At 48.4% G+C, this 13,942-nt stretch carries 12 protein-coding genes; 10 read left to right on the top strand and 2 right to left on the bottom strand.

The features are described 5' to 3' along the window. Positions 1-27 precede the first annotated feature (27 nt). Positions 28-744: a response regulator transcription factor gene (locus QQK89_RS00925; RefSeq protein WP_284236523.1), complete on the bottom strand. Its 717-nt coding sequence runs from the start codon at positions 742-744 to the stop codon at positions 28-30. 167 nt (positions 745-911) lie between these two features. On the opposite strand from QQK89_RS00925, the gene trmL reads away from it, so the two are divergent. From trmL to QQK89_RS00910, 3 genes are all read left to right on the top strand, one after another. Further along, complete coding sequence (gene trmL, locus QQK89_RS00920) at positions 912-1,376, top strand: tRNA (uridine(34)/cytosine(34)/5-carboxymethylaminomethyluridine(34)-2'-O)-methyltransferase TrmL (RefSeq protein WP_284236522.1); 465 nt, start codon at positions 912-914, stop codon at positions 1,374-1,376. A 122-nt stretch (positions 1,377-1,498) separates the two neighbouring features. Further along, on the top strand, positions 1,499-1,750 hold the full coding sequence (locus tag QQK89_RS00915; RefSeq protein ID WP_284236521.1) for an AbrB/MazE/SpoVT family DNA-binding domain-containing protein: 252 nt from the start codon (positions 1,499-1,501) through the stop codon (positions 1,748-1,750). A 337-nt stretch (positions 1,751-2,087) separates the two neighbouring features. Further along, positions 2,088-3,284, top strand: coding sequence for a PLP-dependent aminotransferase family protein (locus tag QQK89_RS00910; protein ID WP_284236520.1), 1,197 nt, complete (start codon positions 2,088-2,090; stop codon positions 3,282-3,284). Here the strand turns inward: QQK89_RS00910 and QQK89_RS00905 are convergent. After that, complete coding sequence (locus QQK89_RS00905) at positions 3,268-4,068, bottom strand: DUF2161 family putative PD-(D/E)XK-type phosphodiesterase (protein WP_284236519.1); 801 nt, start codon at positions 4,066-4,068, stop codon at positions 3,268-3,270. The two genes, QQK89_RS00910 and QQK89_RS00905, sit on opposite strands and share 17 nt — an antisense overlap. A gap of 210 nt (positions 4,069-4,278) precedes the next feature. Between QQK89_RS00905 and QQK89_RS00900 the strand changes: the two genes are divergently transcribed. The 7 genes from QQK89_RS00900 to QQK89_RS00870 all read left to right on the top strand — a co-directional run bounded on the left by QQK89_RS00900 (position 4,279) and on the right by QQK89_RS00870 (position 13,911). After that, on the top strand, positions 4,279-6,174 hold the full coding sequence (locus QQK89_RS00900; RefSeq protein ID WP_284236518.1) for a PrkA family serine protein kinase: 1,896 nt from the start codon (positions 4,279-4,281) through the stop codon (positions 6,172-6,174). Between the two features lie 325 nt (positions 6,175-6,499). After that, complete coding sequence (locus QQK89_RS00895; protein ID WP_284236517.1) at positions 6,500-7,501, top strand: globin-coupled sensor protein; 1,002 nt, start codon at positions 6,500-6,502, stop codon at positions 7,499-7,501. Between the two features lie 255 nt (positions 7,502-7,756). Next, positions 7,757-9,217, top strand: a complete 1,461-nt coding sequence (locus QQK89_RS00890; protein WP_284236516.1) for a circularly permuted type 2 ATP-grasp protein — start codon at positions 7,757-7,759, stop codon at positions 9,215-9,217. Positions 9,218-9,250: 33 nt separating this feature from the next. Next, a complete protein-coding gene (locus tag QQK89_RS00885) occupies positions 9,251-10,246 on the top strand; it encodes an alpha-E domain-containing protein (RefSeq protein WP_284236515.1) in 996 nt (331 codons plus the stop codon). Then, complete coding sequence (locus QQK89_RS00880) at positions 10,243-11,130, top strand: transglutaminase family protein (RefSeq protein WP_284236514.1); 888 nt, start codon at positions 10,243-10,245, stop codon at positions 11,128-11,130. Before QQK89_RS00885 ends, QQK89_RS00880 begins: the two co-directional genes overlap by 4 nt. Positions 11,131-11,782: 652 nt before the next feature. Next, positions 11,783-12,817, top strand: coding sequence for an NlpC/P60 family protein (locus QQK89_RS00875; RefSeq protein WP_284236513.1), 1,035 nt, complete (start codon positions 11,783-11,785; stop codon positions 12,815-12,817). Positions 12,818-13,131: 314 nt separating this feature from the next. Further along, positions 13,132-13,911: a YheC/YheD family protein gene (locus QQK89_RS00870; RefSeq protein WP_284236512.1), complete on the top strand. Its 780-nt coding sequence runs from the start codon at positions 13,132-13,134 to the stop codon at positions 13,909-13,911. Positions 13,912-13,942: the final 31 nt, after the last annotated feature.

Here is a 13,942-nt window from a genome sequence, read left to right as displayed (position 1 = left end):
GAAAGGCGGTCTTCCTTGTTGGGGCGATTATGCAAGGGACGAATCGGCCATATTAGGGGCATGAAGCTTATAGCCGACATTGCGGACCGTCATAATGTACTCCGGCGTTCTTGCGTTTTGCTCGATTTTGTCGCGAAGATGACTGATATGAACGTCAACAATACGCGTATCTCCGAGGAAATGGTAATCCCATACCCCGTGAAGCAGTTGCTGACGACTTAATACTTTGCCTCTATGCTTACATAAGAAGAGAAGAAGTTCGAATTCTTTAGGTGTCAGTTCAATGGGTTTGCCTTCAATCAGAACTTCGCGTTGCTCCGCTCGAACCGTTAAACGGCCGATATCGAACGTCGTGCTCTCCGCTTGCCCCGGAAGGGATTGAATGCGGCGGAAAATGGCTTGAATGCGGGAAATCAGCTCTTGCGGGCTAAACGGCTTCGTCATATAATCATCGGCTCCGTTATCGAGTCCGGCGATTTTGTCGGTGACATCCTGCAAGGCGGTTAACATGACAATTGGTACAGCGTTGCTTTGCTTACGCAGCTCGCGGCATACTTGAATACCATCCATCTTCGGAAGCATCAAGTCAAGTACGATCAGGTCTGGACGGAAGGGCTTTAACATCTCGAATACGGCCTCGCCATCACTTACGCACCGTACATCGTAACCGGCGAGTTTCAAGTTAAATTCGATAAGCATGGAGATGGAAGGCTCGTCATCGACGACCAAAATTTTCTTTTTCATCGTATCTATTCTCCTTTTGCCTCCTAAATGATGACTTCATTATGAAGGACGACGTTTATGTGGAGATTAAGGTAACGTAAACCTAATGTAAAAATTGCCGCTTTGGCACTAATGCGGTAGTATAATGAATCGTGTATAATGACATAGAATGTGAGGTAAGTACAGTTATGGCTTTTCATATCGTATTGGTTGAACCTGAAATTCCTGCAAACACGGGCAATATCGCCCGTACTTGCGCCGCAACAGGCGCACATCTTCATCTTGTCCGTCCCCTCGGCTTCCAGACTGATGACCGTACTCTAAAGCGCGCCGGACTGGATTATTGGCATGCGGTTCATGTGGAGTATCATGATTCCTTCCAGGAACTGCAGGATGCGAATCAGGGCGGCAGGTTTTTTTACGCGAGTACAAGAGCAAGCAAGGTCTACACGGAATTCGAGTTCCAAGACGGTGATTTTTTCGTGTTCGGTAAAGAAACGAAGGGCCTTCCGCAAGAGCTGATTGATGCGAATCTGGATACTTGCATGCGGATGCCAATGACTGGGGATGTCCGTTCTCTGAACTTGTCCAATTCGGCTGCCATCATTGTATTTGAGGCATTGCGCCAGAATAAATTTCCAGGAATGCGCTGAATTTGCATGATATTAAGGATTATCCTTGTTTAGGAAGGAATTCGTTTGAGACCATCGAAAAGTCTACTGTGCAATGTTTTCACAACGTTAGCTTGCAAATCCAGACATAAAGAGGTGAAAAGATGAAACCAGCAGGTGTGGTTAGAAAGGTGGATCAACTCGGACGAATTGTTCTGCCGAAATCACTTCGAAAAAGGTACCAAATGAATGAGGGGGATCCTGTTGAGATTTTAGTGCAAGGCGATCACATTATTCTTGAGCGTTACCGTCCAAGATGCGTGTTCTGCGGATCCATGGAAGAAGTTAAAGAATTCAAAGAACGTTATCTATGTGAGCCATGTATGAGTGAGATGGGGCAACTTCATCACCGTTAATCGGATAGATCATCCATAACAGCACTAATAAAACATACGAGATCATAAAAAAAGAAGCTCCTCCTGGGAACAGGGGAAGCTTCTTTTTTGTTCTTCTTAAAGGCCTTTGGTCTTGTCGTCGTTGTATGAAGACGTCAAGATGGCAGTCAGGAACAAAATAAAGACTGTCATAACAATAACGAAAGTAATGGACATTATGTAGACACCTCCGATATGCTAGCTTCATTATAACCAAGGTTTGGGAAAAAGAAAACGTTTAAGTTTGCATGGGTTCTTTTTATTATGCGACAATAATGGCAGTACAAATCATGGTTTTGGTTGTGGGAGGAGACTGAATATGGAGTTTCGATTTGCACCAAGAATGACGCAGGTTAAATCATCCGTCGTGCGGGATATTCTGAAGCTGACGCAAGGCTCCGACATCGTGTCCTTTGCGGGAGGTTTGCCGGCGGAAGAGCTATTTCCCGTGCAGGCAGTAAGGGAGGCGGCCGACCGCGCGATCTCCGCGGGTACAAGCGCGCTTCAATACGGTTTGACGGAAGGCTACTTGCCGCTTCGCGAACAGCTATGCGTGCGTATGGCTCAGAAGGGGATGAATGTGAATCCCGAGGAAATGATCATCACGACGGGATCCCAGCAGGCCATTAGCTTGCTTGTGCAAGTATTGACGGAACCCGGGGATACGGTACTTGTTGAACGACCAACATATTTGGCTTGTCTGCAAGTATTCGAACTGCACGGACTTAACGTAGTAGCGGCGGAAAGCGATGAGCATGGCATGATTCCGGAAGATGTAGAACGTTTGGTTCGGCAGCATAAACCGAAATTGATGTACACGGTGCCGACTTTCGGAAATCCGACGGGTAATGTATGGAGTTTGGAACGAAGGCAGCAACTTCTTCAAATCTGCGCGCGCCATCATGTACCGATTATTGAAGACGATCCTTACGGAGAATTGAAGTATGATGAACATGCCGCTTACCCGACCTTATTTGCGCTTGATCAAGAACTTGGGAGCGGCGGCGTTATCTATACAAGTACCTTCTCGAAAATCGTTGCTCCGGCACTCCGCACGGGTTGGGCAGTCGGCGATACCCGCGTCATCAAGATGCTTGCGAAGGCCAAGCAGGCGGCGGATTTGCAGTCCAGTACGATGGACCAGCAGATCTTAAGCCAGCTGCTTGCGCATTTTCCGCTCGACGATCATATCAGAGTGATCTCGGAATCCTATGGAGACCGCATGCGCGAAATGCAGCGCTTGCTTAAGGCGCAAAATATAGATGGCTTGCGTTGGATTGAGCCCAAAGGCGGCATGTTCCTGTGGGTGGAACTGCCCGAGGGGCTGGATGCCGAAATTCTTTTGAAAGCGGCTGTATCGAAAGGCGTCGCGTTTGTTCCGGGCAGTGCATTTTACGCCAATCATCCCAAAAGAAATACCGCCCGGCTTAATTTCACCCATAATAAAGGGGAGAAAACGGTGCTTGGCGTTGCGCGGTTGGCGGAAGCGATCCGCGAGTTTACCGCTCGTAGCTAAAGGGGATTGGCGTTTTGGGAGCTTTCGCTTTGGATGCTTTCTTGGGTCTTGGTTCCGGCGCAGGCGGGAGAATAAAGGTCTCTTTCCATTCGGCGATTACTTCGGCATACTCCGCTAGAGCTAAGGCGCCGGCTGCCGTTAGCCGATATTGGCCGCGTCCGATCTTCTCGAACCAACTATAATAATTGCTGCGCAGCATCGAGGTGCTTTGCGGATTGCCCGTCAGCGATGCCAGTTGGCTTGGCGATACGGTGCCTGCCTGCTGCATGGCATAAGCGGCCCGAAGCGCCTTCTCCCGATAGGCGGTAACAAGCTTGCGGCCGGTGCTTCCGCCTACATTGTAATCGCCGCTCCGTTCGCGGAATTCTTTCAGCAGCCTTGCTTGCCTCGTTCTGCGGATGCCGCGCCTTGGCATCTCGCCGGGCTCGCACAGAAATTCAATAAGCGGAGCTTTTGTTTTGAAGAAGGTAACGGTCATTAGGCCAAGGCCAAGCATTCGGCAGAGTTCCGTAATATCGCCGAATCGCTGGTTATGTGCGCCGCTTTTCTTCCGGTTGCGCTCTACGGCGAGCACAACGTGATCATTTATTCGCAAACGTTCAATCCCTTGCAGCAGCAAAGCGAGATTGAACGTTTTTTTCATTTCGACAACAACCGCCTCGCTGCCATCCGGTTTCATCGCAACCAAATCGCAGTGCAGAACCTCGCTTTTTACTGTAAAACCTAGCTTTTCGTAGTAGGTCTTGATGGGGCTGTACAGCTCCTCTTCCTTGTTAACTGCCATGTTAATTCCCCTCTTTCTCCCCTCATTATAGCAAATGCTTGTCGTTAATTGCCGGATTGCAGACTAAAATAGTGGTCAATTTCCTAGTGAACTAAGCATAGGATTGTAATACTTCAGTAAAAAAGTTGGTCCACACGATCAATGATGTAGAGATAATCCCGGGCAGAAAGAAAACTAGCGGATTGCGGAAGCGATGGGAGGAGGCACGGCATGGACATTTTCAAGCGAATATCAGAGTATCAGACAGAGAGTGAGAAGCTTGCATGGGAGGGTACTTTCAGAGAATACATTCAGCTGCTCAGAGAGGATCCGACCCCGGCCATGACTGCGCACGCGCGCGTCTATGAGATGATTGAATCCTTTGGCGTGGAGGAAGGTAACGGAAGTAAACGCTACAAATTTTTCGAACAGGAGATCTTTGGTCTAGACCGCGCGGTGGAGAAGCTGGTGGAGGAATATTTCCACTCGGCAGCCAGAAGGCTGGATGTCCGTAAACGGATTCTACTCTTAATGGGACCGGTAAGCGGCGGTAAATCAACGATTGTAACCATGCTCAAAAAAGGACTGGAGCGTTTCTCTAGAACGGAAAAAGGCGCAGTGTATGCCATTAAAGGCTGCCCGATGCATGAAGAGCCGCTGCATTTGATCCCCAATGAGCTTCGTTCAGAGATTGAAAAAGAGCTTGGGGTTCGGATCGAAGGCAATCTGTGCCCATCCTGCCAGATGAGGCTTCGGGTAGAATATAACGGAGATATTGAGAATGTTGTTGTGGAACGCGTGCTTATATCCGAGGAAAGCCGGGTGGGGATTGGTACATTTAGCCCTTCCGATCCGAAGTCGCAAGATATTGCCGACCTGACGGGCAGCATCGACTTCTCGACGATTACGGAGTTTGGTTCGGAGTCCGATCCTCGCGCTTACCGGTTTGACGGGGAGCTGAACAAGGCGAACCGCGGTCTGATGGAGTTCCAGGAGATGCTGAAATGCGATGAGAAGTTCCTGTGGAACTTGCTCTCGCTGACGCAGGAAGGGAATTTCAAAGCGGGCAGATTTGCCTTGATTTCGGCAGATGAGCTCATTATTGCCCATACGAACGAATCGGAGTATAAGTCGTTTATCAGCAATAAGAAAAACGAGGCGCTTCAATCCCGTATGATTGTAATGCCAATTCCATACAACCTCAAAGTGTCTGAGGAAGAGAAGATTTATACGAAGCTGATCGGTCAAAGCGATATGAAGCATATTCACATTGCACCGCATTCCTTGAAATCGGCAGCAATCTTCTCCATACTTACCCGTCTGAAGGAAACGAAAAAACAAGGCATGGACCTTGTGAAGAAGATGAGAATGTACGATGGAGAAGAAGTTGAAGGCTTCAAGGAAGCCGATCTGAAGGAAATGCAAAACGAGTATATCGAAGAAGGCATGTCCGGTATCGATCCTCGTTATGTCATTAACCGGATCTCGAGTGCGCTGATTAAACAAGATATGTCGTGTATCAACGCTCTTGACGTGCTTCGCGCGCTCAAGGACGGCCTAGATCAACATCCTTCCATTACGAAGGAGGAGCGGGAAAGATATTTGAACTTCATTTCCGTGGCGCGCAAGGAATACGACAACCTGGCCAAGAAAGAGATTCAAAAAGCATTTGTGTACTCGTTTGAAGAGTCCGCCCGGACTTTGTTCGAGAACTATCTCGACAACATCGAATCGTATTGCAACTGGACCAAAATTAAAGATCCGCTGACTGGCGAGGAGATGGATCCGGATGAGCGCCTGATGCGGTCGATTGAAGAGCAGATCGGCGTATCCGAAAATGCGAAAAAAGCATTCCGCGAAGAAATTTTGATTCGTATCTCGTCGTATTCGCGCAAAGGGAAGAAGTTCGACTTCACGAGCCACGAACGTCTGCGTGAAGCGGTCGAGAAGAAATTGTTCACCGATCTGAAGGATATCGTAAAAATTACGACGTCCACCAAAACACCGGATGAAAGCCAGTTGAAGCGGATAAACGAAGTAACCAAGCGGTTGATTGACGAACACGGCTATTGCCCGGTATGCGCCAACGAACTGTTGCGTTATGTCGGCAGCTTATTAAATCGTTAAATATTGTATCTGTAATTGTGTCTGTAAAGCGGCTGTGCGGGGCAATCCCTAGCACAGCCGCTTTTAGTTGTTAAATAGTTAAATACATACGGAGCATTTCGAATGATTCTGTAGAAGCGTTAGCGTTCGCTTTTGCTCTGGGGATTCCAACCGTTGACGGTTGATTCGAGGAATCCCCGAGCAATGGCGATCGGAAGAACATTCAATTGCTCCGTATGCTCATTTAACTATCCTCTTGTCATGAAGAATACACGTTTGCGTTCAAGCTCGTCCAATATTTTCCGATATAATCTATAGTACATAATAACTAAAGGAGATTAGATCTATGATTCAAGTCTCAGAAGAACGCCGCAAGCAGCTGGAATATACCCGCATAACAGAAGAAGATTTGAAGAGACTTTCGGATTGCCGGCCGATATTCGAACAGGTAGTAGAAGAAGTGGTTGACCGGTTCTACGACAGCATTGGCAGCCAGCCGCATCTTATGGACATCATCTCGAACGTGAGCAATATTGAAAGGCTGAAGTCAACGCAGCGAGGTTATTGGCTGTCGCTTGCCTCCGGCGTGATTGACCAGGCTTATATCGAAAACCGGATTACGGTGGGGCTTGTCCATTCTCGGATTGGACTTACGACGGATTGGTATCTCGGAACTTATATGACTTATCTCGATATTGCGGCATCCGTGCTGCAGCGCGCTATCCCAGGCAGCTGGACTTCCGTTTTGCACTCGTTGTCCAAGATGTTCAATCTTGATTCGCAGCTTGTGCTTGAAGCCTATAACCGTGCCGAGCAGTCTTTGATTCAGAACTTGGCGGACCAGCGTTCTCTCATGCTGACAACGATTACGGAATCGGCCCAGCAGCTGGCCGGATTAATGACCGAGCTTGACCAAGGTGCCCAGTCGATCGCCGAGGCTGCTGTATCGACCTCCCAGTCGCAAGGCCGTTCCCATGAATTGTTAGGCGATTTGCAGGAAGAGCTGGCCGGCATTACGGAGATGGGGTTGTTAATCCGGGGCATAGCCGATCAGACGCATCTTCTAGGTCTGAACGCAGCTATTGAAGCAGCGCGCGCAGGTGAGATGGGACGAGGCTTCGAGGTTGTCGCGAATGAAGTCCGGAAGCTTGCCGCATCGTCGCGATCGGCGCTTGAGACCATTCAAACGAATATGGACGAGATTCAGAAGAAGATTCACCTGGTTCAGATCGAGTCGGAAAAAACATCGGTTGAAGCCCGCAATCAGGCAGCAAGATCACAAGAGCTTGCCGTGTTTGTACAAACCGTGGATTCCGTTGCAAAAGATTTACGGCAATTGAATACATAACAAGAGAATAGGCATATGATATAAAGCAGGGTTTCTTCGCCAGCGCAGAAGCCCTGCTTTTATGCTATATAAGTTGACATGAAAATCCAATTCTTGTATGATAAATCTAACAAAAAATTACTTTCATTAACGATATTAAGCTTTTTGTGTCAGAATTACTCACATTAAGTTGCTTTAAGGTGGCAAGCCAACTTAGGTAGTCATCAATGTAGGCATCAAATGAGGTGCTGTACCATCATGGAGGAGGCGGTTGGCATGTCGACGGCCAAACAGTCGCAGTCGCAATATTACGATTCGCAATCATTTTACGATGAAATGTTCGAGAAAGACATTTCGGTTCGTCCTCACTATGACAATATCCATCGGTTGTTCGCGAGAATGAAACCTTCGGAATTGACGATGAGGCAACATGCCCTCAACCAGCGCATGATGGAAGAAGGAATCACCTTCACCTTGTACAGTCCCAATCAGAGCGAACCTCTTGAAAGAACCATTCCATTTGATTATATTCCTCGCGTTATCCCTAAACATGAATGGGAAGCGGTAGACCGCGGCGTTCGTCAGCGGACCAAAGCGCTTAATATGTTCATTCACGATATTTATCATTCCCAGCGCATTGTGGCCGACGGGGTTATCCCAAGGCGAATGATTGTGTCCAACGTATATTTCCGACCAGAAATGATGGGGTTAGACGTTCCGGGAGGCGTTTATATTACATCCTCCGGCATAGATTTAATTAGAGACGAGAAAGGCCGTTATTTTGTCCTCGAGGACAATCTTCGTTCGCCTTCCGGGTTCTCCTATTTATTCAAAGGACGAACGATCATGAGCGAGCTGTTTCATGATTTGTATTTGTCCTCATCGGTTCAGAGCATCGAGCGAAGCTTGAATTATTTCCTGAGCTCGTTAAGGTCGCTTGCGCCCAAAGGGAAAAAGGACCCGTTAATTGCCCTTCTTACTCCGGGATCCTACAATTCGGCTTATTACGAGCATACTTTCCTGGCGCAGCAGCTTGGCATCCATTTGGTAGAAGGCCGCGATCTTGTGTATAAGGATCACAAAATTTATTTGCGAGATATGAGGGGCCTTCGTCAGGTTGACGTTATTTACCGCAGAATCGACGATGATTTCCTGGATCCGCTTGCCTTCCAGCCGGACTCGCTGCTTGGCGTTCCGGGGCTTATGAATGCCTACCGGGCCGGCAATATTGCGATTGCAAATGCACCGGGTACCGGAGTTGCCGACGATAAGGCAGTGTATGCTTACGTTCCGGATATGATTCGTTATTATCTGGGAGAAGAGCCGATCTTGCATAACGTGCCGACCTATCTGTTATCGCGGAAGGATGAGCTGGACTACGTGCTAGAGCATCTGGACCAACTCGTGGTGAAGGAAACTTCTTTATCCGGCGGATACGGCATGTTGATCGGCCCAACGGCTACTCCGAAAGAAATCAAGGAGTTTGCGGAGGAAATCAAAAAAAATCCAAGTCGTTACATTGCCCAGACGACAATGAAGCTGTCGCGCGCCCCGGTAATGATCGATGGACGAATGGCTCCGCGGCATATCGATTTGCGAGCTTTTTCGCTAATGGGAGAAGATTCCACGCATGTTATCCCAGGCGGCCTTACCCGTGTGGCATTAAGGGAAGGTTCGCTGGTCGTTAACTCTTCGCAAGGCGGGGGAGTCAAGGATACGTGGGTGTTAAATCGTTAATAAGATTGTTGAACAAGAAATGGAGGTATCGCTGTGCTTAACCGAAACGCTGAAGCGTTGTTTTGGATCGGCCGCTATATGGAACGGGCGGAGAACCATGCGAGATTAATTGATGTCCATTATCACCTTCAGGCAGAAGATGAATTAGGCGTTGAGGCTTGCGGTCAAGACGGCGAAATGAGTGAAGTGCCTTGCAAGTGGACTCGAATTGTAGACGCGCTTGGCAGCCGAGGTTCCTATGAGCAGCAATACGGCAGCTACACGGAGCAAGACGTACTTCATTACATTACGTTAGACCGGGATAATGCCAATTCGCTCGTTTCTTGCATCAGTCATGCGCGAGGCAATCTGCGCACGCTGCGCGAGAAGGTTCCAAGCGAGCTTTGGGACACCATCAATTCGTTTTATTTATGGCTGCGCGAGAAACAGCCGGAAGATTTAATGAAAGAATCGCCGCATCTGTTTTATGGACGAATCAGGGAATGGACGGCATTGTTCCAGGGGTTCTGCCAATCGGTGATGCCGCGCGAGAATGAATGGCATTTCATCGAATGCGGACGGTTCCTGGAGCGTTCGGAGAATACCCTTCGGATTATAAAAGCAGTTGGTAATGCCGCTGTTGGAGACGGCTGGAACAATGCGGGAGCGTATCCTTATTTGCAGGCTGTATTGAAGTCGTTAAGCGGCCATCAATCCTTCCGCCGTTATTATGCCGACGGCATGTCGGTGGAAGCTATTGTGGAGTTCGTCATACTGAACCAATCTTTCCCGCGTTCGGTCCATTTCTCCTTCCACGCCCTCGACGAGCATATGAAGCAGATTGAACTTTCGGATAAACAGCTCCGGATGGCCCATGATCGCGTGATCCGTCAAGTGGCCAAAGTGAAAGCGGATCTGGCATGTCTTGAGCATGAGGATATGATTGTTGACCGGAACGGGTCCATTATCGGACATTTGCTGGAGTCGTGCCAGATGCTTGGCCATTCTTTCGCCAAGACCTTTTTTCGGATGGGGGAGGCAAGCGCATGAAGCTGAATATATCCCACGTGACGCAATACGATTACGAGGAGGCAGCTACGGACAGTGTCAATGAAATCCGGCTGACCCCAAGTACAAATGAACGGCAATCCTGCTATCAGCAGGCCATCTTTATTGAGCCGAACGCGTCCCTCTTCAGTTATGAGGACTATTTCGGCAACCGGGTCCACTCCTTCTCGGTTAACCCGTCGCATAAGCGGCTTACGATCCGGACTCAAATGACCGTGGTCACCAGACATGCGCCTAGTCCGGAAGAGCAAGCCGCGCTTCTAAACGGCAAGCTTGCCAGGGAAGCGTGGGCGTGGCTCGAGAGTGAGGAAGCGGCTAACCGGTTTGCGGAGTTTTTGCTGCCAACGGCCTATACGAATATTACGCCCGAAGTGGAGCAATATGCGAATACCGTGGAGCAGAAGGAAGACGAGGCGATCAGCGTGCTTGGCTGGCTCATTTCGTTATCAAGCAAGATCCGTACCGAGTTTATTTATGACCCGGAAGCAACAACGGTGACGACAAAAGCCAGCGACATGATCGAACGCAAGCGCGGAGTTTGCCAGGATTTCGCCCACTTGATGATTGCTTGCTCCCGCGTGCGTCATATTCCGGCCCGATACGTGAGCGGTTATCATTTCGTAGGCGATCTGACTGGCGGCAGCGCCGACTTCGAGCAAGCTTCGCATGCTTGGGTAGAAGCCTATGTACCCCAGCTAGGCTGGTGCAGCTTTGACCCGACCAACGAAGCGCCGGTTGGCGAGCGATATGTCAAGTTGGGCCATGGACGGGACTACAAGGATATTGTGCCGGTCAAAGGCGTTTACCGCGGCAACGGCGAGCAACGGCTGAAGGTAACGGTCGATGTACGGAAGATTGAGGATTGAAGCGAAACTAAATAAGGCTGCTGTCAAAGATTCAGCGATCGCTGTTGAATCTTTGACAGCAGCCTTTGTTTATTTTTAACCCAAAAAATAATCAAGTTCGACCTCAACCTCTTCAATGACAACATCCTTAATTCGCTGATCCCTCGTAAGCCGCCACTGTTCGTAATACTCCTCTTTCATGTAAACATGAACCATAAACCTTGATCCTACGTTAAACATAACCCTATAGCCGGTAAATTTATTTTGCGGCAATGGTATCACCCCGGATGTCCTGATTCTCAAGTTGTACGTATTATTAAAATTATAGTAAAGATAGAGGGGAATTGCTATAAACCGGTATCACGCTTTATTGGGCCCTTTTTCCTAAATTTTTTCTCATCTTTACCAACTGAGGAAATGATTTTAGTGGAAATTGTATCCACGTAAATTGAGGTGAAATACCTAAAACCTTGATGCTCGGTAAACGCTCCATCCCAGTCCTGGATTGACTTTGAACGTGTGTTTCATACAAGTTAACGAATAAAAAATATTGGAAATAGATAGAAAATGAGAAGGTTATAAGATTGGGCCTGTTTATCTATGGAGGAATTTTTTGGTCATTGCGGATACTGCTGGAATCATATTTTAATAGGTGTGGGAGGGATGTATAAACATGAAAAAGCAACTACTTAGCCTCGCTATTATAGGCTCTTTACTAGGTACCGCCGGGATCGCAAACGCCAGCACAACTTGGACGACGGCCAGCGCTGTAAAGAAGTACAATCAATACATAAACGCTGATAGCTATGTGAAGGACGAGCTCTACAATGTCGCTGACTTCCGCTCGAAGTACAGCAGTCAATCGGGCACTCTCGCTTATCAAATTGTTGAACGGGCAATCTGGTATATGGAAAACGGGTATATGGTTTACGGCAGCGGAAATGATGCTTACGGCAAATACGGTTACGAGGACTGCTCGGGCTTTGCACGGTTTGTATTTGGTGATTTCGGCTTCGATATAACCGGCACATCCGCGAAATATAATACGGTTGGCACCAAGGTGGCTGGTGTCGGCAAGCAAAAAGTAAACGGCAAATGGAAGCTGACGGGTATCGAGAATCTGAAGTTAGGCGATATTCTGACGTGGCAGGAAACCGATCATATTATGCATGTGGCGATCTATATGGGGACCAACCGAGACGGCCAGCCGGTCGTTATTGGGACACGTTCTGACGGCAATCCGACGGCGCTTGGTACCGTTGACGGCTGGGAATATTGGTGGGGCGAGAACTTCAAGGAAGCCCGCCGCGTCGTTCCTGCAGCCGGATTCACCGGTATGGCCGGGAAAACGATAAAGGCTCCTACGATTCCGCAATCGTATGTGCTACCGCCTCAAAAGGCTGTGCCGGCTTGGAACGGTCCATCCACTGGAGGCAATTCCGGAGGTACGGTAACGCCAACGCCAACGCCGGATCCGAAACCGTCGAATCCGTCAACGGAGAAGACTACTTATGTGGTAACCGTTAAAGGTTGGGTCAGCCTGAAAGCTGCGGCGAGCTCAAGTTCGTCAACGATTGGCAGACTCGAGCTGGGCCAAAAAGCCGAGTTGGTCAAAAAGGCCAACAGCTACTGGTACCAAGTGAAAGTAAACGGTAAAACCGCTTATATTACAACAAGCAGTACGTATACGAAAACCATTACGGAATAGAGCCTAAGGTTGGGTGGGAACCCGCATTCAACTAGTTGGGCATCACGACGTTCCATTTCGCGTTAACCTGGTGCTTTGGGAAGGGCAACTTGGACAAAGGGCGAAGACGAGTGAGCCAACAGTTCGAATGGGGCGCTCGATAAAGAGCGGACGTAAGGGAAAACAGGCTAAATTCCATAAGAAAGGCTGCTCTCCGATGCCAATGCGGGAGCAGTCTTTTTTTTTTGCTTGCTGCAGTTGTATGGTGGCCTATCCACTTCCGCACAAGTGATAGAGATGCAAGTCTCATACACTGGCAGTGGAGGGTGAAGAGAATGTATGACAAGAAGTATAATAGCAAAAGTATCTACGGCAAGCTAAAAGTATGCAAGTATTTGAATGAACATGATACGCTGAAACAGCTTGTTCCTCATACCGTATCTTTCAGCAGAGACAATATGGAAATGATGCTTGACAGCCATTCTTCTCTTTATGTGAAGCCGGATTCCGGCTCGTTAGGCATGGGGATCTTCAAAGTAAAGAAATTGGACGGCTCCGGATATACGGTCAAACATATCGTCAAAAAGAAGCAGCTGAGCAGCCATAAAGACTCGGCTTCGCAGGTCTATGATTATATTAAGAAGAAGTCGGACAAAAAGCTGATCATCCAAAAAGGGATTGCTCTCGACAAGGTTAACGGCCGGGCATACGACATTCGCGTAATGGTGCAGCGCAAGCCGGGAGGAGAATGGACGGTTAACTGTTTTTCGGTGAAAGCCGCAGCTCGGAATAAAATCGTCACCAATTATTATCAAGGCGGAAAGCTTTATACCATGGAGCAACTCGGAAAAAAACAAGGCAAGTCGGCGGCAACTACCGCAAAGCGCAAGGCGGACATGAAATCCAAATCGCTGAAGATTGCCAAACATTTAAGCAGCAAACGCAAAGGGATGCATGAGCTTGGCATTGATTTTGCCTACGATCAGGATCAGAAGCTGTGGGTCATCGAGGTCAACTCCAATCATCCGCAGTTTTATCCGATGAAATGGCTTAATCCCAAAGCTTATAAGAAGATGAAACAATTCGCGAGAAGTTACGGCAGAACGGACGCTTAACTATAAAGAAACCGCAATCCGGTGCCATTTG

The organism is Paenibacillus glycanilyticus, from assembly GCF_030161375.1.
GTDB lineage: Bacteria > Bacillota > Bacilli > Paenibacillales > Paenibacillaceae > Pristimantibacillus > Pristimantibacillus glycanilyticus_B.
This window is presented reverse-complemented; position numbering and strand designations above follow the sequence as displayed.